The 22,887-nt window shown below is 69.3% G+C and carries 22 protein-coding genes; 9 read left to right on the top strand and 13 right to left on the bottom strand.

The window, feature by feature from the left end; translation table 11 throughout:
- Positions 1-50 precede the first annotated feature (50 nt).
- The 3 genes from CUJ89_RS25510 to CUJ89_RS25520 all read left to right on the top strand — a co-directional run bounded on the left by CUJ89_RS25510 (position 51) and on the right by CUJ89_RS25520 (position 3,948).
- Complete coding sequence (locus CUJ89_RS25510) at positions 51-1,238, top strand: porin (protein WP_114180147.1); 1,188 nt, start codon at positions 51-53, stop codon at positions 1,236-1,238.
- A gap of 309 nt (positions 1,239-1,547) precedes the next feature.
- A complete protein-coding gene (locus CUJ89_RS25515; RefSeq protein ID WP_114180148.1) occupies positions 1,548-3,569 on the top strand; it encodes a BCCT family transporter in 2,022 nt (673 codons plus the stop codon).
- 67 nt (positions 3,570-3,636) lie between these two features.
- Positions 3,637-3,948, top strand: a complete 312-nt coding sequence (locus CUJ89_RS25520) for a hypothetical protein (RefSeq protein WP_114180149.1) — start codon at positions 3,637-3,639, stop codon at positions 3,946-3,948.
- Positions 3,949-4,053: 105 nt separating this feature from the next.
- Here CUJ89_RS25520 and CUJ89_RS25525 read toward each other — a convergent pair whose 3' ends face one another.
- Positions 4,054-4,902 (bottom strand): class I SAM-dependent methyltransferase, encoded by an 849-nt coding sequence (locus CUJ89_RS25525; RefSeq protein ID WP_114180150.1) that lies wholly within the window; start codon positions 4,900-4,902, stop codon positions 4,054-4,056.
- 187 nt (positions 4,903-5,089) lie between these two features.
- Between CUJ89_RS25525 and CUJ89_RS25530 the strand changes: the two genes are divergently transcribed.
- From CUJ89_RS25530 to CUJ89_RS25540, 3 genes are all read left to right on the top strand, one after another.
- Positions 5,090-6,553: a metallophosphoesterase gene (locus tag CUJ89_RS25530; protein WP_114180151.1), complete on the top strand. Its 1,464-nt coding sequence runs from the start codon at positions 5,090-5,092 to the stop codon at positions 6,551-6,553.
- Between the two features lie 29 nt (positions 6,554-6,582).
- A complete protein-coding gene (locus tag CUJ89_RS25535) occupies positions 6,583-8,013 on the top strand; it encodes a cytochrome-c peroxidase (RefSeq protein ID WP_236654957.1) in 1,431 nt (476 codons plus the stop codon).
- Between the two features lie 97 nt (positions 8,014-8,110).
- Complete coding sequence (locus tag CUJ89_RS25540) at positions 8,111-8,386, top strand: hypothetical protein (protein ID WP_114180152.1); 276 nt, start codon at positions 8,111-8,113, stop codon at positions 8,384-8,386.
- Between the two features lie 175 nt (positions 8,387-8,561).
- Here the strand turns inward: CUJ89_RS25540 and CUJ89_RS25545 are convergent, their stop codons facing one another.
- From CUJ89_RS25545 to gtdA, 8 genes are all read right to left on the bottom strand, one after another.
- Positions 8,562-8,984: a DUF6691 family protein gene (locus CUJ89_RS25545; protein WP_114180153.1), complete on the bottom strand. Its 423-nt coding sequence runs from the start codon at positions 8,982-8,984 to the stop codon at positions 8,562-8,564.
- Between the two features lies 1 nt (position 8,985).
- Positions 8,986-9,420 (bottom strand): YeeE/YedE family protein, encoded by a 435-nt coding sequence (locus tag CUJ89_RS25550; protein ID WP_114180154.1) that lies wholly within the window; start codon positions 9,418-9,420, stop codon positions 8,986-8,988.
- A complete protein-coding gene (locus CUJ89_RS25555) occupies positions 9,410-9,760 on the bottom strand; it encodes an ArsR/SmtB family transcription factor (protein ID WP_114180155.1) in 351 nt (116 codons plus the stop codon). The genes CUJ89_RS25550 and CUJ89_RS25555 overlap by 11 nt, the downstream gene beginning before the upstream one ends.
- A gap of 96 nt (positions 9,761-9,856) precedes the next feature.
- The gene (locus tag CUJ89_RS25560; RefSeq protein ID WP_114180156.1) at positions 9,857-11,218 is read right to left on the bottom strand and encodes an MFS transporter; all 1,362 of its coding nucleotides are present in this window, start codon (positions 11,216-11,218) and stop codon (positions 9,857-9,859) included.
- Positions 11,219-11,297: 79 nt separating this feature from the next.
- On the bottom strand, positions 11,298-12,506 hold the full coding sequence (locus CUJ89_RS25565; RefSeq protein ID WP_114180157.1) for a 3-hydroxybenzoate 6-monooxygenase: 1,209 nt from the start codon (positions 12,504-12,506) through the stop codon (positions 11,298-11,300).
- A 19-nt stretch (positions 12,507-12,525) separates the two neighbouring features.
- Entirely contained in the window at positions 12,526-13,167 is a 642-nt protein-coding gene (gene maiA / locus CUJ89_RS25570; RefSeq protein ID WP_114180158.1) for a maleylacetoacetate isomerase, read from the bottom strand.
- A 24-nt stretch (positions 13,168-13,191) separates the two neighbouring features.
- Entirely contained in the window at positions 13,192-13,890 is a 699-nt protein-coding gene (locus CUJ89_RS25575) for a fumarylacetoacetate hydrolase family protein (protein WP_114180159.1), read from the bottom strand.
- Between the two features lie 84 nt (positions 13,891-13,974).
- Positions 13,975-15,021: a gentisate 1,2-dioxygenase gene (gene gtdA / locus CUJ89_RS25580; protein ID WP_114180160.1), complete on the bottom strand. Its 1,047-nt coding sequence runs from the start codon at positions 15,019-15,021 to the stop codon at positions 13,975-13,977.
- 169 nt (positions 15,022-15,190) lie between these two features.
- On the opposite strand from gtdA, the gene CUJ89_RS25585 reads away from it, so the two are divergent.
- On the top strand, positions 15,191-16,135 hold the full coding sequence (locus CUJ89_RS25585; RefSeq protein ID WP_114180161.1) for a LysR substrate-binding domain-containing protein: 945 nt from the start codon (positions 15,191-15,193) through the stop codon (positions 16,133-16,135).
- A gap of 43 nt (positions 16,136-16,178) precedes the next feature.
- On the opposite strand, the gene CUJ89_RS25590 is transcribed toward CUJ89_RS25585, so the two are convergent.
- The 4 genes from CUJ89_RS25590 to CUJ89_RS25605 form a co-directional block, all read right to left on the bottom strand.
- Complete coding sequence (locus CUJ89_RS25590; protein WP_114180162.1) at positions 16,179-17,447, bottom strand: FAD/NAD(P)-binding oxidoreductase; 1,269 nt, start codon at positions 17,445-17,447, stop codon at positions 16,179-16,181.
- Positions 17,444-17,677, bottom strand: a complete 234-nt coding sequence (locus tag CUJ89_RS25595; RefSeq protein ID WP_011658575.1) for a 2Fe-2S iron-sulfur cluster-binding protein — start codon at positions 17,675-17,677, stop codon at positions 17,444-17,446. The genes CUJ89_RS25590 and CUJ89_RS25595 overlap by 4 nt, the downstream gene beginning before the upstream one ends.
- A 74-nt stretch (positions 17,678-17,751) precedes the next feature.
- Positions 17,752-18,879: an NAD(P)/FAD-dependent oxidoreductase gene (locus CUJ89_RS25600; RefSeq protein ID WP_114180163.1), complete on the bottom strand. Its 1,128-nt coding sequence runs from the start codon at positions 18,877-18,879 to the stop codon at positions 17,752-17,754.
- Positions 18,876-19,808: a 4-hydroxyproline epimerase gene (locus tag CUJ89_RS25605; RefSeq protein WP_114181559.1), complete on the bottom strand. Its 933-nt coding sequence runs from the start codon at positions 19,806-19,808 to the stop codon at positions 18,876-18,878. The genes CUJ89_RS25600 and CUJ89_RS25605 overlap by 4 nt, the downstream gene beginning before the upstream one ends.
- Before the next feature lie 251 nt (positions 19,809-20,059).
- Here CUJ89_RS25605 and CUJ89_RS25615 point away from each other — a divergent pair, with 251 nt between their 5' ends.
- Complete coding sequence (locus CUJ89_RS25615) at positions 20,060-20,980, top strand: dihydrodipicolinate synthase family protein (RefSeq protein WP_114180164.1); 921 nt, start codon at positions 20,060-20,062, stop codon at positions 20,978-20,980.
- Between the two features lie 229 nt (positions 20,981-21,209).
- On the top strand, positions 21,210-22,835 hold the full coding sequence (locus tag CUJ89_RS25620) for an APC family permease (RefSeq protein WP_114180165.1): 1,626 nt from the start codon (positions 21,210-21,212) through the stop codon (positions 22,833-22,835).
- The last annotated feature ends 52 nt before the right edge of the window (positions 22,836-22,887 follow it).

Genomic DNA, 22,887 nt, shown 5'->3' on the forward strand with positions numbered 1-22,887 from the left:
AGGAGGCTTGCAGCCTCCCGCCCCCCTTTGATGAGACTTGGAGATCTACAATGAAATCACCTTGCAATCGATATGCAATCCTGATTTTTTCGGCCGCATCGCTCGGCGCATCCGCCGCCCATGCGCAAAGCAGCGTGACGCTATACGGCGTCGTCGACGATTCGCTCGCGTACGTGAACAACCAGCAGGGCCACTCGAACGTGTACATGCGCGACGGCAACCTGTATGCGTCGAAGTTCGGGCTGCGCGGCGACGAGGATCTCGGCGGCGGCACGCATGCGATCTTCGACCTGCAGTCCGGCTTCAACCTGAACAACGGCGCGCAGGCCGCCGCCGGCACGATGTTCAATCGCCAGGCATTCGTCGGCCTGCGCAACGATCGCTACGGCACGCTGACGGCCGGCCGCCAGTACACCCCCTACTTCCTGCTCGTCGGCCCGTACGCGTCGAGCAGCTGGCTGACCGGCGCGACGGGCGCGCATCCGGGCGACATCGACGGCCTCGACACGACGATCCGCGTGAACAACTCGGTCACCTATACGTCGCCGACCTTCGCCGGGCTGACCGCGAGCGCGATGTACGCATTCGGCGGCATTGCCGGCGCGACCGGCAAGGGCAACACGTTCAGCGCCGCACTGCGCTACGCGAACGGGCCGATCGGGATCGCGGCGGGCTACCTGCGCATCAACAGCTCGGGCTCGTCCGCGGGCTTCCTGAACCCGGCCACCGCGTCGTCGGGCAGCTTCGCGGTGTCCGTGCTGAACCAGGGCTACCTGACCGCGAAGGCTGTCGAACAGATCGCGGCGGCCGGCAACTACACGCTCGGCGACCTGACGATGGGCGTCAACTATTCGAACGTGAAGTACCTGCCCGGCAACGGCTCCGCATTCACGGACACGGTCGTGTTCAACACCTACGGCGCGCTCGCCGCGTACCGCTTCACGCCGACGTTCTCGGTGGCCGGCGCGTTCGCGTACACGCTCGCGTCGAAAGCGAACGGCGTCGCGAGCGCGGCCCGCTACCAGCAGGTTTCGCTGAAGGAGTCGTACAGCCTGTCGAAGCGCACGACGCTCTATGCGCTGCAGGCCTACACGCATTCGAGCGGGCAGACGCTCGGCGCGCAAGGCGCCGGCCACGTCATCGACGCGGCGCCGATCGTCGGCGATTCGCAGCAGCTCACGCCGTCGACGACGCACGGCCAGTTCGTCGGCATGGCCGGGATCGCCGTCACGTTCTGAACCCGCACGGCAGTGCCTTCAGCGCGCTGCCTCTGCCCCGGACGATGCGCATGCCGTGCGCGCCGTCCGGGCACCCGATGCACGGCCGCCGCAGCGTTTTCCGCGTCCCGTCCGCCCGCCGCGCAAGTCGCGCGGGTTTTCTCGATCAGCCCGATACCTTACAATTCGTCAGGTTTATCTCTTCTGCATGCCCCTTCTTGCAGTCCTGACACCGCGGTACACTCGACGCACGCCGTATCAGGGTCCGACGCGCAACGAAGCGCGCCGGGCGGCGTCGCGCCTCGTTGCGCCCACAACTGGATGCCAGCCATGCCAGATTCCCGTTCCTCGCCCCGCACAACATTCAAGCCGCAGGTCGTCGTGCCCGCGCTCGCGGTCATCGGCGCGCTGCTTGTCGTGTGCGCGCTGCGCCCGAGCGAAGCCGGCGCGCTGTTCTCCGCCGGCCAGCAATGGGTCATCGCGCGCTTCGACTGGTTCTACGTGCTGGTCGTCACCGGCTTCCTCGTGTTTCTCGTGCTGATCGCCGCGAGCGATTTCGGCAACATCCGGCTCGGCCCCGACGACGCCGAACCCGAATTCAGCTTCGTGTCGTGGACGGCGATGCTGTTCGCGGCCGGCATGGGCATCGGCCTCATGTACTTCGGCGTCGGCGAGCCGATGCAGCATTTCCTGAAACCGCCGACCGTCGACCCCGGCACGCCCGCCGCCGCGCGCGAAGCGATGCTGATGACTTTCTTCCACTGGGGCTTCCATGCGTGGGCAATCTACGGGCTGATGGGGCTCGTGCTCGCGTACTTCGGCTTTCGCTACAACCTGCCGCTGACGTTGCGCTCGGGGCTGTATCCCGTGCTGCGCGAGCGCATCAACGGCTGGATCGGCCACACGGTCGATGCGTTCGCGCTGGTCGGCACGGTCGCCGGCATCGCGACGACGCTCGGCTACGGCGTGATGCAGCTGAGCGCGGGCCTGCATACGGTCGCCGGCTGGGACACGGGCAGCAACGTGTTTCGCATCGGGCTCGTCGCGGTCGTCGTGATCCTCGCGGGCGTGTCGGCCGCGACCGGCCTCGACAAGGGCGTGCGGCGGCTGTCCGAACTGAACCTGCTGCTCGCGTTCCTGCTGCTCGCATTCGTGGTCGTCGCGGGCCCGACGGCATTCCTGCTGCGTGCGCTCGGCGACAACATCGGCCAGTACCTGTCGAGCCTCGTCGACCTGTCGTTCCGCACGTACGCCTACGCGCCGCCGCGCGAGGAAGGCTGGTTCGGCGGCTGGACGATCCTCTACTGGGCGTGGTGGATATCGTGGTCGCCGTTCGTCGGCATGTTCATCGCGCGCATCTCGCGCGGCCGCACGATCCGCCAGTTCGTGATCGGCGTGCTGCTCGTGCCGACCGCGTTCAACCTCGTCTGGATGACCGTGTTCGGCAACAGCGCGATCTGGCTCGATACGCACGGTGCGGCAGGCGCGCTCGCGCAAACGGCCACCAACGTCGACGCGCTGTTGTTCCGCTTCTTCGATTTCCTGCCGCTGCCGCAACTGCTGTCGATCGTCGCGATCGTGCTGATCGCGGTGTTCTTCGTGACGTCCGCCGATTCGGGCGCGTTCGTGATCGACCAGATCGCGACGCGCGGCAACGCGCACTCGCCCGTCTGGCAGCGGCTGTTCTGGGCCGCGCTGCTCGGCGTGACGGCCTCGGTGCTGCTCGTCGCAGGCGGGCTCGGCGCGCTGCAGGCGATGACGCTGATCGCCGCGCTGCCCGTCGCCATCATCATGCTTGCGCTCTGCTACGGGCTGTGGCGCGGGCTCGCGGCCGACCGCGCGCACTACTCGCAGGACGTCGCGCCCGCGACAAGCTTCTGGACCGGCCAGCACTGGCGCCACCGCCTGACGCACATTCTGCGGCAGACGACCGAGGTCGAGGCGCGCCAGTTCGTCGCCGAGACGGTCGAGCCCGCGCTGCGCAAAGTCGCCGATGAACTGCGCGCGAGCGGCGTCGATGCGCACGTGCAACGTGACAGCGACGACGCCGTGCGGCTCACCGTGCCGACCGCCGAACACCGCGATTTCGTGTACGGCGTGCGCGTAACGGTGAAATCCGCGGCCGCGTTCCTGGTGCGCGAGGCGGCCGAGCCGAAAGCGGCGCGTGCGCACGTGTACGGAATCGTCACGTTCTTCGAGGACGGGCGGCTCGGCTACGACGTCGAATACCTGCGCGGCGACGAAGTGATCGCCGACGTGCTGCGCCAGTACGAACGCTACGTGTCGCTCGCGGCCGACCAGCGCACGCATCTGCTGAGCCGCGCGCCGGGGCACGCGACGGAGGCCGAGTGAACGCGCACGCTGCAGTCGCAGCCGCGACTACGCCGCGCCGGTTTGCCGTGCCCGACGGAGCCGCGCGATGAACGGGCTTCTGCACGATCGCGCCGCCGACGTCGTCGCGCTCGGCACGCTCGCCGTGCTCTACCTCGGCGGAGCCGGCGTCGCGCTGTGGCGGATCCGGGCCGCGGCGCCGAGCGCCAAGGTCTACTGGATCGTCTGCATGGCGCTGCTGGCCGGCGGCGCCATCGCGATGGGCGGCAACCTGTCGCCCGTGCCGAACAGCGGCGAAATGCCGCCCGGTTTCGCGCTCGGCGTCGAAGCCGTCCTGCTCGGCCTCGTGCTGGTTGCCGCGGGTTGCGCGTGGCTGATGCTGCGCGCGCGGCGACGCTGACGGGTGCGCGTCGCGCGGCCCGGCTTCGTCACGCGCGAACGGCAACGTGCGGGGCGAACAGGCGGCCGCCGCCCCTTTTCTTTATTCGCTTTTTATCGCAACGCCTCATGCGGACGTCGCGCGCGCCGTCACCAGCCAGCACGCCGCGTCGAAGCGCACCTCCGCGCCGTGCAGGTAACGCTCGAACGCGGCACGCACCGTATCGACCACGCGCCGCCGCGTCGCTGCGTCCGTCTCCAGCAGCGCGAGCCCGACCGGGCCCAGCCGCGCGATGTAGTCGTCCAGCGCGGGCTCGGGCAGCGCGCACGCCCTATCGACCGGCTCGATTGCCACGTCGGCCCAGCCGCTGTCCGACAACACCGCCGCGATCCGCTGCCGGTCGCCGAACGCGAACTGCCCCGGCGCGCCGGGCCGCCGCGCGGACAGGTTCGGCAGCAACGGCGCGGCGGCCCGCTCGGCGGTCGTCATGAACGGGTTGTCGGCCGCGCTGCGCCACGCGACGAACCGCATCTGCGCGTTTGGCCGCGCCGCGTGCCGCAGATTCGCGAAAGCCCGGACCGGATCGTCGAAGAACATCACGCCCAGGCGCGACACGATCAGGTCGACGCTCGCGGGCGCGAACGCATGCGTCTGCACATCCGCGCGCACGAAGCGGGCGCGAAGGCCGCTGCGTTCCGCGCGTGCCTGCGCGGCGTCGATCATCCAGGCCGAAATATCGATGCCCGAGCATTGCGCGTTCGCGCCGAGCCGCCGCGCGATCGCAAGCGTGACCGCGCCCGTGCCGCAGCCGACGTCGAGCACGCTGCGCGCAGACGACGCAGTCGCCGCATCCGCAAGCAGCGTCTCGAACGGCTCGAACATCCGGTCGATCGGCGCCTGTGCATCGACCCATGCACGCCCCGACGGGCCGTTCCACAGCGCGGCTTGTTCGTCGTTGGGCCGGTTGGTTTCCATCGTCGATTCCCCTTCTGGTTCATTGATCCTGAACCGGACTGTGCTGCTTCAAGCCGGCTTGAGGTCAAGGCCCGGCCGCAATCCGCCGCCGCAATGCCCGGCGCCCGGCCCTTATGCGAGCGCCCTGCTTTTCATATTTCTTACATTCGTGTTGCGTATCGTTGACGACTTTCCTACGGTGCCTCCCATGCGACGACTCCTCCCGCGCGCACTGCTCGCGCGCTGCGCCCCCCTTGTTGCCCTCGCCGCGCTGTCCGCTTGCTCGAATCACATCGATACGCCGGCCGATCCAGCCAGTGCGTCGATCAACGTCCAGGCCGCATGGGTCGAGATCGGCGACGCGAATCAGGCGATCGCGCGCGTCATCACGAACTACAGCCCCGTGTCGACGAGCGAGCCGCTGTGTCCGCAACTGACCGTCGACGGCAAGCTGTCGCGCATGGCGCTGCGCGCAGGCGCCGCGACCCTGGCCCAGCGGCCGACCGCCAGCGACCCTTCCGATTCGAAGCCGTCGAGCTTCCCGGTATCCGTGTGCGAGGCAACGTTGCCGGCCGATGCGCAGGCGGCGAGCGTCGCGGGCCGCACGTTGCCGCTGCCGAAGGCGCAGCCGCAGCGCATCGCGATCATCGCCGACACGGGCTGCCGGATGAAGAAGGCCGACAACGCATGGCAGGCGTGCAACGACGCGACGGTCTGGCCGCTCGACACGATCGCGGCCAGCGTCGCGAAGCTGTCGCCCGATCTCGTGCTGCACATCGGCGACTACCACTATCGCGAGAACGCTTGCCCGCCGGACATCGCCGGCTGCAAGGACAGCCCGTGGGGCTATGGCTGGGATACGTGGCAGGCCGACCTGTTCCGCCCGGCCGCGCCGTTGCTCGCGAAGGCGCCGTGGGTCGTCGTGCGCGGCAACCACGAGGAATGCGCGCGTGCGGGCCAGGGCTGGTTCCGCTTCCTTGATCCGCGCCCGTATTCGGCCGCCCGCTCGTGCGACGATCCGGCCAACGACAACGACGCAAACTACTCGGAACCCTATGCGGTGTCGCTCGGCAGCGGCTCGCAGGTAATCGTGTTCGACACGGCGAAGGTCGGCCGCACGCCGCTCAAGACGACCGACGCGCAATTCCGCATCTACCAGAAGCAGTTCCAGACGGTGGCGTCGCTCGCATCGAAGGCCGGCATGACGACGACGATCTTCACGAACCATCATCCGATCCTCGCGTTCGCGCCGATCGCCGGCAGCACGCCCGCGCCGGGCAACCTCGCGCTGCAGTCGGTGATGTCGAGCCTCAACGCGCAGGCGTACTACCCGCCCGGCGTGCACGTCGCGCTGCACGGGCACGTGCACGACTTCCAGGCGATCAACTTCTCGTCCGGACACCCGGCGACGATCGTGTCCGGCAACGGCGGCGACAACCTCGACGTCGCGCTGCCCGACCCGTTCCCGGCCGGCCTGACGCCCGCACCGGGCGCCGTGATCGAGCGGCTGTCGCACAACAACAGCTTCGGCTTCCTGATCATGGAGCGCCGCGCCGCACCGGCGACGGGCTGGGTGTTCCATGCGTATTCGGCGGCAGGCAAGCTGCTCGCGTCGTGCAACCAGTCGGGCACGACGCTCGCCTGCGACAAGACGGGGTTCATTGCGCCGTGAGTGACAAGGTTCGACGGGATGGCGGTTTGATGCGTGCGGTCGATTGGCGCGCGCTGACGGTGGAAACACGGCAGCGCACAGGTTCGGTTCCGGCTTCGGGTTCCGCTGCCGCGCGCAGCCGGCGAACGGTCCGCACGCTTGCGGCCGCGACGCTCGCCTGCCTGGCGCTCGCGGCCCACGCCGCGCCGTCCGAAACGGTTCTGCTCCCCGGCGCGCCGCCGTCGCGCGTCGTCGACACGATCGGCAACGGCACGCCGCAGGTAACGGGCAAGGTCGATGCGGCCACCGCGCGCTTCGCACCCGACCCGACGCTCGTCGCGCTCGGCCGCCGGATCTTCTTCGACCCGCGGCTGTCCGAGCCGCGCGGCATGTCGTGCGCGGGCTGCCACGATCCGGGCCGCGCGTTCGCGCCGTCGCTGTCGGCGGCTTCGCTCGCGGGGCCCGGCGTGCCGGAAGGCAGCCGGCGCGGGCGCTTCAGCCAGCGCAATGCGCCGTCGCTGCTCTATGTGCGCTACGTGCCGCGCCGCCACTTCTATCAGGACGACGATGCGCCCGCGCCGTCGCCGTTCGGCGGCCTGTTCAGCGACGGCCGCGCGGATACGCTCGCCGAGCAGATCCGCGGGCCGCTGTTCGATCCGAACGAGATGAACAACCGGTCGCCGGCCGCGCTGCTGCGCAAGGTCAATGCAACCGAACTCGCGCCCGATCTCGCCGCACGCTTCGGCGCGCCGGTGCGGCGCGATCCCGAGCAACTGGTGCGCGCGCTGGGTTCGGCCGTCGAGGCCTATCTGCAGAGCGACGAGATGGCGCCGTTCACGTCGCGCTTCGATGCGTTCCTGCGCACGCGCAAGCCGCTCGCGCCGGCCGAGATGCGCGGCCTCGCGCTGTTCCGGAATCCGGACAAGGGCAACTGCATGACCTGCCACACGCTGTCGGAGACGTCGAGCCGCCCGGAGCGCTCGCTCTTCACCGATTTCGGCTACGACGCGATCGCGGTGCCGCGCAACCGCGCGCTGCCGGCGAACCGCGATCCGCGCCATTTCGACAACGGGCTGTGCGACACCGCGCGGCGGCTGCGCTGGCCCGAGCCGACGCAATGGTGCGGCTACCTGCGCACGCCGGGGCTGCGCAACGTCGCGGTCAAGCAGACGTTCATGCACAACGGCGTATTCACGACGCTGCGCGATGCGGTCGCGTTCTACAACACGCGCTCGACCGACCCCGGCTTCTGGTATCACGGCGCCGGGACGTTCGACGACGTGCCGGCCGCCTATCGCGGCAACATCAACGTCAACTCGACGCCGATGAACCGCCGGCCCGGCACGCCGCCCGCGCTGTCCGACGCGGAAATCGACGACATCGTCGCGTTCCTCGGCACGCTGACCGACGCACGCTATACGGGCATCGCCGCCGCGGCGCCCACCGCCCGGATCACCCGAACCGCCGCGCAGGCGCGCTGACCCTGGCCGAACGGCCAGCCGCATGCGCGCCCGCTTGCGGTCGCCTCGAATACTGGTTATATTTACAGTACTGTATTTATGAACAGTGAGGTGCGCGATGGAACATCTGGTCCGTATCGTCAACGAAACCGATCGCCAAGTGCTGGCGTGGCTTCGCACCCAGGTCGGCGACACCCGCGTCGAGCGCGCGGCTCGCCAGCTCGGGCATACGCGCAAGCCCTTTCCGTCCGCCGTATGCCGGTATCTGGGCATGAGTGCGCCGGCCACGCTGCGCCAGGCCGACCGGCCGCGCGCCGCCCGCGATTTCTCGGTCGGCGATCGTTACCTGTCGCTGATCCGCCAGCACCTCGCCACGCACTCGGCCGGCCGCTGAAATGGCGGCGTCCGGCCCCGCCGCGGTGGCGCTGCAAGCCGGAGCGATCGCGAATGCGCGAGCCCGGCCGGCAGCCGCCGCGCTTACGCAGCAGCCGCGGCCTCGCGTATGAGGCGGCCGAGCGTTTCGACAGCCGCCACGACCGCCGCAGCCTGTCCGCCACGCGCGGCCACCCTCACCGCGCGTTTCGGTGGCGCTCGATCCACTCGAATACCGCCATCCCGACCAGCATCGCGACGACGAACACGATCCCCTTGGCCGCCCCGAAGCCGATCGACACGATCGCGGGCCCCGGGCAGAACCCGGCAATCCCCCAGCCGATGCCGAACATGGCACTTCCGGCGACCAGACGCACGGTAATCGCCCGCACGGCCGGCAACTGTATCGGCAAGCCGAGCCACGACCGCGTCCGGCGCTTCGCCCACGCGAACGCGAACACGGCCACGCCCGTCGCGCCGGCCATCACGAACGCGAGCGACGGATCCCAACTGCCCGCCAGGTCGAGAAAGCCGAGCACCTTCTGCGGATTGGCCATGCCCGACACGATGAGGCCGACGCCGAACAGCAGCCCGGCCAGAAACGCGAATCCTGCCTGCATGTCAGCCTCCCAGCACGTGCCGCCGCACGAATACGGTCACGAAGCCCGCGACCATGAAGGTCGCCGTCGCGACCACCGAACGCAGCGCGCCGCGCGACATCCCGCAAACCCCGTGGCCGCTCGTGCATCCGCCTGCGTACCGCGTGCCGATCCCGACCAGCAGCCCGGCCGCCAGCAGTTCGAACCAGCCCGCATCGACCTGCGGCGTCAGGCCGGCTCCGGCAATGCGCATCACGAACGGTGCGACGATCAGCCCGGCGACGAACGCGGCGCGCCAGTCGCGCTCTCCGGCGCCCGCCGTAAACAAGCCGCCGACGATGCCGCTGATGCCGGCAATCCGGCCGTTGAACGCGACGAGCCACGCGGCCGCGAGCCCGATCAGCACGCCGCCGGCCAGCGACAGCCACGGCGTGAAATGAAGCGCATCAAGCTGCATCGCGCCGCCCCTTCGCGGCCGGGCCGCAGAACTGTTCGTACAGCACACCCATCACCGCGATCGCGGCCGGGCTGTCGAGCGAGTAGTGGATGTTCTTGCCTTCGCGGCGCGTCCGGACCAGCGCGTTGTCCCGCAACACGCCGAGCTGCTGCGACAGCGTCGGCTGGCGGATGTCCAGCCTCGTCTCGAGATCGCTCACGCAGCACTCGCCCTGCGACAGTTCGCAGAGCAGCAGCAGCCGGTCGGGATTCGATAGCACCTTGAGCAGCGCGCAGGCCGATTCGGCGGCGGCGCGCATCTGGGCGGGCTCGGGCAGCCCGGCGGGAAGATCGTCGTTCATCAGCGCAGGAAGACAATTAAAGAAACAATATTATATCACTTTATATAATATTGCTTCCCGCTGCTTGCCCGTCGGCGACCTTGCGCCCTCCTTCGCTCAGGCTTGCTCGCCCGCGATCACATTGGCGGCCGACGCGCGCGTCGCATCGGCTCGAACCATGCCGAGCGCCAGCATCGCGATCGCCGCGATCATGCATGGCGCCGCGACGACGGCAAACGCGGTCGACAGCGGCACGCCCATCGCGAGCATCGCGCCACCCGCCATCGATCCGATGACCGAACCGCCGCGGCCGATCCCGTTCGCCCAGCTCACGCCGGTGGTCCGGCACTCGGTCGGATAGAACGCGGCCGACAGCGCGTTCGCGCCAACCTGCGAGCCCGACACGCAGAAGCCGGCCGCGAACACGGCAAGCGCCGCGCCCCACGGCGACGCGGCAAACACGCCGATCGCGGCAACGAATGCGCCGGCCGCCGCATAGCTGCAGGCCAGCACGCGATGCGGGTCGAAGCGGTCCATCAGCCAGCCGAGCACGATCGCACCGAGCGTACCGCCGACCTGGAACATCGCGGTCACGCGCGCGGCCGTCTGCAACGTCGCGCCGGTCGTGCGCAGCAGCGTCGGCAGCCAGCTCGACAGCAGGTAGATGACGAGCAGGCTCATGAAGAACGTCAGCCACAGCAGCAGTGTGCCGCGCAGCAGGTCGGCGGCGAACAGGCGGCCGAGCGGCGACCCGGCCGGCTTGCCGCCCGGTGCGATAAACGATGCGTGCGCGAGATGCGGATCCGGCGCGATGCGGCCGAGCATCGCCGCGATCCGTGCGGAAGGCGCGCGCTGATTGACGAGATAGCGCACCGATTCCGGCAGCCGCCACGCGAGTACCGGCAGGAGCAGCAGCGGCGCGGCGCCGCCGACGACGAGCACTGCGCGCCAGCCGTGGTGCTCGATCAGCGACGCGGCCGCGAGCCCGCCGAGCGCGGAGCCAATCGTGAAGCCGCAGAACATCGTCGTCACGAGCAGCGAACGGCGCCGCGCCGGACAGTATTCGGACGTCAGCGTAATCGCGTTCGGCATCGCGCCACCGAGCCCGAGCCCGGTGACGAAGCGCCACGCGATCAGTTCGGTCAGGCCGCCGGCGCTCGCCGACGCGGCGCTCGCGATGCCGAAGCACGCCACGCACGCGAGCAGCAGGCGCTTGCGGCCGAAGCGGTCGCCGAACGGCCCGAACACGAGCGCGCCGGCCATCAGCCCGGCCAGCCCCGCGCCGAACACGGGTGCGAGCCGCACAGGCGACAAGCCCCATTCCGCGCGGATGACGGGTGCGATGAAACCGATCGACGCGGTATCGAAACCGTCGATCGCGACGATCAGAAAGCACAGTACGACGATCGCGGCCTGAAACGGCGCGACGCGATGCCGGTCGATCCATTCGCTGACGTCGATGGGCAGCGTATTGGTCATGATGGTGTCTCCTCCAGGAAGGCGGTCGCGCGTCGTGTCGTTGAAATGCGCACCGCCGGAATCGGGCTGAACGCGTGCGTTACGCGCCGGACTTCAGGCAATCCTCCGCGCGCCAGCCGTGCAGCCAGTCGAGCGCGTCATAGAACTGCGCCTGCGTGCGGCCGGACCAGAGCCCGTTGCGCACCTGCCGCTCGACGCCCTTCGCGTGATAGATCCGCCCCATCTCGCGCGCCGAATACAGCACGCGCGCGGTGCGCGGAATCCGCACGCGCTCGTACAGCGCGAACGCGGCCTCGAAATCGCCATCGGCCAGAGCGACGGCCGCGCCGAGCGTCACCGCATCCTCGAGCGCCTGGCACGCGCCCTGCGCGAGGTATTGCGTCATCGGATGCGCGGCATCGCCGAGCACCGTCGCGCGGCCCGCGCTCCAGCGCTCGACCGGGTCGCGGTCGGCGGTCGCCCAGCGCTTCCACGATGTCGGGCGGTCGAGCATCTGCTTCGGCAGCGGATGGATGCCGTCGAAGTACGACAGCACTTCTTCCTTGTTGCCCTCGCGCACGCCCCAGGTCTCCTGTTCGCGGCTGTGGAACGTGACGACGAGGTTGTATTGCCGCCCGCCGCGCAGCGGATAGTGGACGAGATGGCAATGCGGGCCGGCCCACACGACCGGCGCGTTGATCCGCAGATCCCGCGGCATGTTGTCGACGTCGACTACCGCGCGATACACGACGTGGCCCGTCACGCGATGCGCGTCGCCGATCAGCGCGTGACGGATCGCGGACTTCACGCCGTCGCAGCCGATCACCGCATCGGCGCGATAGCGTTCGCCGTGCTGGTCGGTCACGGCCACGCCGTTGCCGTCCTGCTCGAACCCGCACACCTGCGTGCTCGTCCGGAATTCGATCAGCGGGTGATCCTTGACCGCCTCGTAGATCGACAGGTGAATGTCCGCGCGATGGATCACCGCATACGGATTGCCGAAGCGCTCACGGTACGCGGCGCCCGTATCGACGCGCACGACCTCGCGCGCATCGACCGCATCCATCAGCTGCAGCCAGTCGGTGAACACCGCGCGGCCGCGCGCGGCCTCGCCGACGCCCAGCGCATCGAGCGCGTTGAAGGCGTTCGCGGCGAGCTGGATTCCCGCGCCGATCTCGCCGATCTGCTCGGCCTGTTCGAGCAGCTTCACGCGAATGCCCTGGCGCGCGAGCGCAAGCGCCGCCGCGAGCCCGCCGATGCCGCCGCCGATCACGAGCACGCGCCGGCCGTTGTTGTCTGTCTCGTCCATGTCTGTCTCCTTCTTCGTGTTACGCGACGTAATCCGGTTGCCGCTGCGGCTGCGCCGCGTCGAAAGCCGGCTCGCACCGCGCGTGTTCATAAACTGCGAGGCTGCGCGGATACGCGCTCAGGTCGCAATCCATCCGCAACGCGTTCGCAACCTGCGGCACGAGGCACACGTCGGCCAGCGTCGGCTTGTCGCCGAAGCACCACGGGCCTGCATCCGCGCGCGCGAGCAGCCGCTCGACGCCGGCCATCCCATCCGCGATCCAGTGCCGGTACCACGCGCTCTTCTGCTGCGGCGTGACCTTCAGCTCGCTGTCGAGATAGCGCAGCACGCGCAGGTTGTTGACGGGATGGATGTCGCATGCAATCAGCGCCGCCAGTTCCAGCACACGTGCACGGCGCCTCGGTTCGAGCGGAATCAGCCGCGGTTCCGGATGGATCTGGTCGAGGTAATCGAGGATCGCGACCGACTGGCCGAGACGGAAATCGCCGTCGACCAGCGCCGGCACCGACGCCGACGGGTTCACCTGCGCGACGTAGCCGGCCTCGCGATGCTCGCCGGTGCGGATGTTCACGGGCAGCGTGTCGTACGGCAGCCCTTTCAGTGCGAGCGCTATGCGCACCCGGTAGGATGTCGAACTGTTAAAGAAGCTATGCAGTTGCACGATGGGACCTTTCGAGGAAACGCGTCAGACCACGCGCACGGTCAGTTCGCCGAGCCGCTCGACACCGACCTTCATCACGTCGCCCGCGACCACCGCGCCGACGCCTTCGGGCGTACCCGTGAAGATCACGTCGCCCGGTTCAAGGCGGAAGAACTTCGACAGGTCGGCAACCGTTTCGGCGACCGACCAGATCAGGTGCGACACGTCGCTCTTCTGCTTCGTCGTGCCGTTGACGGTCAGCCACAGGCCGCCCTGCTCGAAATGACCAGCTTCGCTCGCCGGATGCACGGGCCCGATCGGCGCCGAGCGGTCGAACGCCTTGCCGATCTCCCACGGTCGGCCCATCTCGCGCATCTTCATCTGCAGGTCGCGGCGCGTCATGTCGAGGCCGACCGCGTAGCCCCACACGTGTTCGAGCGCGCGCTCGAGCGGGATGTCCGCGCCGCCCTTGCCGATCACCGCGACGAGTTCGGCTTCGTAGTGATAGTTCCGCGTCTGCGACGGATACGCGAGATCGAGCGTTTCGCCGTACGCGACCGGCACGATCGAATCGGCCGGCTTGCAGAAGAAGAACGGCGGCTCGCGATCGGGATCGAAGCCCATTTCGCGCGCATGGGCCGCGTAGTTGCGGCCGACGCAATAGACGCGGCGTACCGCGAACCGGGCGTCGCTGCCGGCGACGGGCAGCGCCACGGGCGCTTCGGGCGGGAAAACGAAAGTCATGAATGGCTCCAGCGTAGGCATGAACGAAGGGGCGCGCGCCACCACGGCGACGCACGAAAAACGAATCGATGAAACCGGCCGGCGTCAGTCGCGCGCTTCGCGCAACAGGTTCAGCGCGGACAGCACGGGCCGGTCGGAATAGCTGAACAGCACGCTGTCGGACGATGCCGACAGCCGCACGGGCGCCCACGACGGCGCGACGAAGATGTCGTGCGGCTCGAACGCGAATGCGGTGCCGCCGATGTGCGCGGTGCCGCTGCCCTCGACGACGCAGTAGATCGTCGCATCGGTGCTGCGGTATGTACGGCCGTCGAAGCCGGCGGGCAGGAACTGCATGAAGGTCGCGATGGTCGGCATCGGCCAGCCGCCCGTCGCGGGGTTCACATAGCGCAGCTTCACGCCGTCCCACGCATCGAGCTCGCCGTTCCGGTACAGCGCGTCGAGCGCTTCTCGGGTGCGCGCATACGGATAGCTGAACACCGGCGACGTCGGCTCGCTCGCGCGATGCCGCACCGGCGCCATGTTGTGGCCGAAGCGCGCGAAACTGTCGCCTTCCGGGCGGCTCACGGGCTGCACGGCTTCCGGGTAGTTCTCCGCGAAACCCGCATCGAGGCTCGCGACGAGCGGAATGTCGAGCCCGTCGAGCCACACGACCGGCTCGCCGCCCGCTTCCGCCGACGGATTGCCGTGGTCGTGCCAGGCCCACGACGGCGTGATGATGAAGTCGCCCGGATGCATCGTCGTGCGCTCGCCGTTCACGGCCGTCCATGCGCCGCACCCTTCGACGATGAAGCGCAGCGCCGACTGCGTATGCCGATGGCTCGGCGCGATCTCGCCCGGCAGGATCAGCTGCAGGCCCGCGTACAGGCTCGGCGTCATGCTCGACTTGCCGGGCAGCCCCGGGTTCTCCAGCACCAGCACGCGGCGCACGGCCTCTTCCGCGCTGATCACGCTGCCGGCCTGCATCACGAGGTCGCGCACCTGCGCATACTTCCAGATCGCGGCCTGCGCGGCCGGCTGCGGGGATGTCGGCACGAGGTTGTGCAGCGATTCCCACAGCGGTGCCAGGCGCTGCTCGGCGATCCTGGCGTAGTAGGCGGCGCGCGACGCGTCCGGATGGCGGGTCGTCATGATGTCTCCTTGGCGTCGGCCGATCGGCGTCGGCGCTGTGTCGGGTCAGGTCGGGGACCGTGTTTCAGTCCGTTAGCCGATTTATATTCGACGCAGCCATACCCGGTAAAATGGTGAAATCATCTGATCCATATAATTCTGGATATACCTTTTCGCGACGAGGCATGCGATGGACTGGACCCACCGGCTGCGACTGCGGCATCTGCAGGTACTGCTGAGCCTTGCCGGCACCGGCAACCTGAGCCAGTCTGCGGTGGCGCTCGCGACCACGCAGCCCGCGCTGTCGAAATGGCTGAAGGAACTGGAGGAGGATGTCGGGCTGCCGCTGTTCGAGCGGCATGCGCGCGGCCTGCGGCCGACGCCCTACGGCGAAGCGCTGATCGAGCACGCGCGCCGCGTCGAAGCGCAGCTTGACGTCGCGCGCGACGACATGGCCGCGCTGCGGGAAGGCGGCAGCGGCCTCGTGACGATCGGCACGTCGGGGGTCGCGGCGGCCGACACGGTGCCGCTCGCGGTGTCGCAGTTGCTGAAACGGATGCCGCGCGCGCAGGTGCGGCTCACCGAAAGCACGATGAACCAGCTGATGCCGCAGCTCGCACGCAGCGAACTCGACATCGTCGTGGGCCGCTCGGGCTCGACGTCCGTCGATCCGCACCTGCAGGCCGAAGCGCTGTATGTCGATCCGGTCGTGTTCGTCGCGCGGCCCGGCCACGCGCTTGCCGGCGCGGCGTCGGTCGGCTGGGACGACGTGCTCGCCTATCCGTGGATCGTGTGGCCATCGGGCACGCCCGTGCACAATGCGCTGGAGGCCGCGCTGACGGCCGCCGGCCGCGTGCAGCCACCGCACTGCGTCGAATCGAATTCGTCGATCCTCAACCTCACGCTGCTGAACAACACCGACCTGCTCGGCGTCGCGTCGCACCGCGCCGCGCGGCGCTTCGCGCAACTCAACGCGATCCGCATCCTGCCGATGGAGCTCGAGGGCCAGGGCGCCGTGTCGATGTACTGGCACCCCGACAGCACGAACCGCGCGGCCGTGGCCGCGACGATCGAGTGCCTGCGTGCCTGTGCGGCGCCGCAGGTCGGCGGATGGGAGAACGTGTTGGTGGAGTGAACGGGGCGGCCCGGCGCCAACCGGGCCGCTTCGCCGCACTGCGTCACGCGCCGTCGCAGGAGGCCGTGCCGTCCAGCATCAGCGTGCCGACCCGCGCGGGCACGAGCGGCGTGCGCGCCACCGGCGGCGTCCAGCCGAACAGCGCCTGCGCGGCCGCGCCGCATACGCGGCCCTGGCACGCGCCCATCCCGCAACGCGACTGCAGCTTCGCGGCCGTCCAGCCCGGCTCCTGCGCGACCGCGTCGAAGCGGACGTCCTCGCAACGACACAGCAGCGTATCGGGCCGCGCGAGCTGGCGGATCGGCTCGCGAATCGCGAAGCGCTCGCGCACCGCGTCCGCGAAGGCTTGCCAGTACGCACGACGCGCGACGAGCGCCGCGAGCAGCGCCGTCTGCCCGGTCGCCGCATAGCCGGCGATCTCGCCTTCGACCATCGCCAGTTCGCTGCCGCCAACGCCGGTACACTCGCCGGCCGCGAAGTGCCCGTCGCGGCTCGTACGCTGGTGCGCGTCGACCGCCACCGCGCCGTTTTCGATCCGGCAACCGAGATGACCGGGCAGCACGGTGTTCGGCACAAGGCCGAACCCGCACGCGAGCCGGTCGCAATCGACGTCGAACTCGCGATCGCCGTGACGGATCCGCACGCGTTCGAGCCGCTTGTCGCCGAACGCTTCGACGACATGCGCATCGGGCCGGTAGGCAGCCGTGACCAGCTTCGCAGCCTGCGCAAGCTTCGACGGCCAGCGCCACAGCCCTGCGCCGAAACCGGCCACGTCGCCCCACGCGGCCTGTTCGAGCACGTGCGACACGCGCGCGCCGGCGTGACGGGCCGTCGCCGCGCTCGCCAGCAGCAGCGGCCCGCTGCCCGCGATCACCGTGCGCTGCCCGCGCACGTCGAGGCCGTACTTGATCAGCGCCTGCAAGCCGCCCGCGCCCGTGACGCCCGGCAGCGTCCAGCCCGGAAACGGCAGCAGCAGCTCGCGTGCGCCGCAGCAGAGAATCAGCGTCCGGTAATCGAGCAGCAGCCCGCGTTCGTCATCCTCGAGCAGCAACGTGCCCGGCTGCGTTTCGGCGACGATGCGCGTCGCCGCGAGATGCGTGACGTTCGGCTGCCGCAATACGGCGAGGCGTTCGGCGGCGGCTGGCACGGGCGTGGCAGCCACGGCCTGCCGCCAGATCTGCCCGCCTGCCCGCGGGTTGTCGTCGACGATCGCGACCGTCGCACCGCTTTGCGCAGCGGCCCGCGCGGCCGACAGCCCGGCCGGGCCCGCGCCGACGATCGCGACATCGACGCTCAGTCGTTCCTGTTTCATCGCGTGCGCTCCACCCGCATCCCGTCGCGGCACAGCGTCTGGCAAGCCAGCCGGCGGCGGCCGTCGATCGTCATCCTGCACTCCTGGCAGATGCCCATTCCGCAAAACGGCGCACGCGCCGCGCCCGTGCACGACACGCGCGTCGTGTCGTCGCCGCTCGCCGCGACGGCGGCCGCAACGGTCGCGCCGTCGGCCACCGTCAGCGCACGGCCGTCCAGATGAATGATCAGCCTCCGCCGGGCCGCCCCAAGGAGGCTGACCGCCCCCGCGGGGGGCAGCGAACGAAGTGAGCGTGGGGGTCGTTTCATGTGAGCGCTCCGGCTACAGGGGACGCGGTCAGGAAGCGTCCCGGCAAATACGGTTCGATGTCGATGGGCGGCCGCTCGCCGGTCATCAGTGCGGCAACGAGCCGCGCGCTGCCCGGCGCGGTCGTCACGCCGAGCCCTTCGTGCCCGACCGCGAGCCACACGCCCGGCCGCGCCGGGTGCTCGCCGAGCAGCGGCAGGCCGTCGGGGCTCGCCGAACGGAATCCTGTCCATGCGCGGATCCCGTTCAGGTCGGCCAGATCGGGCAGATAACCGACCGCGCGGCGCAGCATGCGCGCCAGCACGGGCGGCTCGACGCGCGCGTCCTCGGTGTCGAACTGGCGCGACGAGCCGATCAGCAGCTGGCCGGTCGGCCGCGGCTGCACGTTGAACGCGACCGACGTGCCGTCGCTCGCATGCGCGCTCGCCGCATAGCCGAGCTCGACGAGCTGGTGCGACACCTGGCCCGGATAACGGTCGGTGATCAGCAGGTGGCCCTTTTTCGGGCGCAGCGGCAATTCGGGCAACAGCGTGCGCGCCGCGACGCCGTTCGCGACGACGACGCGTTCCGCACGCAATGTATCGCCGCTCGCAAGCGTCACGCCCGGACCGTCGACCGCCACGACCCTGTCGCGGCGCAACGTGATGCGCGACGCGCGCTGCAGCAGCCAGTTCGCGGTGACGGGCGCATAGAGGATCGCGTCGCCGGGAATCTTCAGCGCGCCGCCAAGCCCCGCGCGCAGCATCGGCTCCAGCTGCGCGAGCGTCGCCGCGTCGATCAGTTCGCCGGCCACGCCGTGCGCGGCAAGCGTCGCCTGCTTCGTGCGGGCGAGATCCATCTCGTGCGCATCGGCCGCGAGCCACAGCGTGCCGCAGTTGCGGTACGCGCAGCCTGCCGGCATCTCGCCGCTCAACGCGCGCCACAGTTCGATCGAGTAATGGCTCAGCGCGAGTTCGGCCGCGTTGTCGTCCATCGCGACCAGGTGCCCCATGCCCGCGCCGGTCGCCCCGCCGCTCGCGTCGTCGACGACGAGCACGCGCAGCCCGCGCTGCGCGAGTTCGTGCGCGCACGCCGCACCGACGATGCCGGCGCCGATCACGACGACGTCGGTCTTCGCTGCGCTCACGACACGATGCCCCAGCCGAACGGATCGTCTTCCTCGATCAGCAGCGTCGCTTCCGCGCTCAGGTGTGCGCTGCCGCGGATCGTCGGCACGATGCCGCCGTCGGCCTGCTCGTAGCGCGCGTGGAACACGCTGCCGATCACGCTCGCCTGCCGCCATACGGCGCCCGGCGCGAGCTTGCCGTCGGCCGCGAGGCACGCCAGCTTCGCGCTCGTGCCGGTGCCGCACGGCGAACGGTCGTACGCCAGGCCCGGGCACAGCACGAAGCTGCGGCTGTCGTGCTCCGGATCGTCGGCGAACAGCTCGATGTGGTCGATCTCGCCGCCGTTCGCGCCGGTGATGCCCGCGCGTTCGAGCCCTTCGCGCACGGCCGACGAATACGCGGTGAGCGCCGCGACGTTGTCGCCGGCGACGCGCTGCCCGTGATCGCTGATCAGGAAAAACCAGTTGCCGCCCCATGCGATATCGCCCTTCACGGGGCCGTAACCCGGCACGTCGACCGCGACGCCCTTCGCATGGCGATACGCGGGCACGTTGCGCACGCTGACCGACAGATCGTCGTGCAGCGTCGCCTCGACAGTGCCGACGGGCGTTTCGATCAGATGAATGCCGGGCCGGATGCGCCCCATGTGATGCAGCGTGCGCACGACGCCGATCGTGCCGTGCCCGCACATCCCGAGATAGCCGCTATTGTTGAAGAAGATCACGCCGGCCGCCGCGTCGGGCGACACGGGTTCGCACAGCAGCGCACCGACCAGCACGTCGCTGCCGCGCGGCTCGAGGATGCACGCGGTGCGATAGCGGTCGTGCTCGCGGGCGAGCACGTCGCGCCGCTCGGCCATGGTGCCGTTGCCGAGCGCGGGAAAACCGGACACGACGAGCCGAGTGGGTTCGCCGCCCGTGTGCGAATCGATGATCTGGATGCGCTTCATCATGAGCCGTCCGAAGTGGGGAAAGGAGCATAGCTTCCTCCGTCGCGCGTCCGTCCGCTTGTGGCTTTTCGATGAGGACGACGACGAAATCGGCATAGCGCGAAGCGCCCGTCGCGCGCCGCGCGGCCGCTGTGCCGATTTCGTCATTTTGCCCCGCGATACGACTCAAGCGTGATGGGCATTTGCGCGGCGATACTGGTTGCCACACCGACACACCTGTCGGCCGACCGATACGAACGTAGGAGATTTCAGTGAGCCGAAACGCCATTAAGTGGACCGGGGTTTTCCCGGCCGTCAGCACCCAGTTCAAGCCGGACTTTTCCCTCGACATCGACGCCACGCATCGCGTGGTGAAGAACCTGGTGAACGACGGCGTGTCGGGCCTCGTGGTTTGCGGCACGGTCGGCGAAAACACATCGCTGTCGACGAGCGAGAAGCTCCAGGTGATCGAGGCCGCACGCGACGCGGCCGGCGGCAAGATTCCGGTGATCGCCGGCATCGCCGAATTCACGACCGAATTCGCACGCAACACGGTGCGTGAAGCCCAGCGCGTCGGCGTCGACGGCGTGATGGTGATGCCCGCGCTCGTCTACTCGGCAAAGCCGCACGAAACCGCCGCGCACTTCCGCGCGGTCGCGACAAGCACCGACCTGCCGGTGATGGTCTACAACAACCCGCCGATCTACAAGAACGACGTGACGCCCGACGTGCTGATCGCGCTGCAGGATTGCGAGAACATCGTCTGCTTCAAGGATTCGTCGGGCGATACGCGCCGCTTCATCGACCTGCGCAACGCGGTCGGCGATCGCTTCGTGCTGTTCGCGGGCCTCGACGACGTCGTGGTCGAGAGCATCGCGGTGGGCGCGGAAGGCTGGGTGTCGGGCATGTCGAATGCGTTCCCGAAGGAAGGCGAGACGCTGTTCCGCCTCGCGAAGCAGAAGCGTTTCGACGAAGCGCTCGCGCTGTACCGCTGGTTCATGCCGCTGCTGCATCTCGACGCGCGCCCCGACCTCGTGCAGTGCATCAAGCTGTGCGAAGAGCTGGTCGGCCGCGGCAGCGCGATCACGCGTCCGCCGCGCCTCGCGCTGCAGGGCGACACGCTCGCGGAAGTGAAGGCGATCGTCGCAAAGGCGCTCGAAACGCGCCCGGCGCTGCCCGACGTCGGTCTCTGATCGACTCCCCCGGCGGCGGCGCACCGGCTTTCCCGGCGTGCCGCCGCCTCCGGTCCGGCATGGCCCGCGGGCCCGTTCGCACCGGCGCCAGCCCGCGCCGCTCGCGAACGGCCCGCGTCCCGCCCCGGTCGTTCGAACCGGGCGACGCCGGCCGGCAGGCGTGCGCGCTGCTCCGTCGGAGCGCGCGCTCATGACGCCTGCACCGACATTCCCCCCAGGAGACAAGCCCATGCCAGGCCAAGGCAACGCTCACCCGTCCGTCCCGCTTTCCCGTTCCGCGCACCCCGACGCGGGTCACGGCAAGTTCAAGAAACAGTTGTCGCTGACCGATCTCACCTTCATCGGTCTCGGCGCCATTTTCGGTTCGGGCTGGCTGTTCGCCGCGAGTCACGTATCGACGATCGCAGGCCCGGCCGGCATCTTCTCGTGGCTGCTCGGCGGCTTCGCGGTGCTGCTGCTCGGCATCGTCTACTGCGAACTCGGCGCCGCGCTGCCGCGCGCCGGCGGCGTGGTCCGCTACCCGGTGTTCTCGCACGGCCCGCTGCTCGGCTATCTGATGGGCTTCATCACGCTGATCGCGTTCTCGAGCCTGATCGCGATCGAAGTCGTCGCCGCGCGCCAGTACGCGGCCGCGTGGTTTCCGGGCCTGACAGTCGTTGGGTCGAGCGACCCGACGACGCTCGGCTGGCTCGTGCAGGCCGCGCTGCTCTGCTTCTTCTTTTACCTGAACTATTCGAGCGTGAAGACGTTCGCGAAGGCGAACAACATCATCAGCATCTTCAAGTTCATCGTGCCGCTCGCCGTGATCGGCGTGCTGTTCACGTTCTTCAAGCCCGCGAACCTGACCGTGCATGGCTTCGCGCCGTTCGGCATGCCCGGCATCGAGATGGCCGTGTCCGCGGGCGGCATCATCTTCGCGTACCTCGGGCTCACGCCGATCGTGTCGGTCGCGAGCGAGGTGCGCAATCCGCAGCGCACGATCCCGATCGCGCTGCTCCTGTCGATCCTGCTGTCGACGCTGATCTACGTGCTGCTGCAGCTCGCGTTCATCGGCAGCATCCCGACGGCCATGCTCGCCGCCGGCTGGCATGACGTGAGCAAGGCGTTCTCGCTGCCGTACCGCGACATCGCGCTCGCGCTCGGCGTCGGCTGGCTCGCGGTGATGGTCGTCGCCGACGCGATGATCTCGCCGAGCGGCTGCGGCAACATCTACATGAACGCGACGCCGCGCGTCGTCTACGGCTGGGCGAAGACAGGCACGTTCTTCAAGGTGTTCACGCGCGTCGACGAAGCGTCGGGCATCCCGCGCGCGGGTCTGTGGCTCACGTTCGGCCTCGCGATCTTCTGGACGCTGCCGTTCCCGTCGTGGGAAGCGCTGATCAACATCGTGTCGGCCGCGCTGGTGCTGAGCTATGCGGTGGCCCCCGTGTCGGTCGCGGCACTGCGCCGCACCGCGCCCGACCTGCCGCGGCCGTTCCGCGCGAGCGCGTTCTGCATCACCGGCCCCGCGTCGTTCGTGATCGCCGCGCTGATCGTCTACTGGTCGGGCTGGAGCACGGTGTCCTGGCTGCTCGGCCTGCAGATCGTGATGTTCGTCATCTATCTCGCGTGCCGCCGCTGGGTGCCGACCGCGCACCTGAGCCTCGCCGAACAGGTGCGCTCGTCCGCGTGGCTGATCGCGTTCTATGCGGCAATGATCGTCCTGTCGTATCTCGGCGGCTTCGGCGGCACGGGCCGGCTCGCGCATCCGTACGACACGTTCGTCGTCGCGGCCGTCGCGCTGGTCATCTACTACTGGGGCGCCAACACGGGCGTCCGCTCCGACAAGCTGCAGCTCGACGACGACGAGGACTGACGCGCCCGCGCCCTTTCGCATCATCCCTTCGGCCGGGCGCCCCACGCCCGGC

The organism is Burkholderia pyrrocinia (genome assembly GCF_003330765.1).
Classification (GTDB): Bacteria; Pseudomonadota; Gammaproteobacteria; order Burkholderiales; family Burkholderiaceae; genus Burkholderia; species Burkholderia pyrrocinia_B.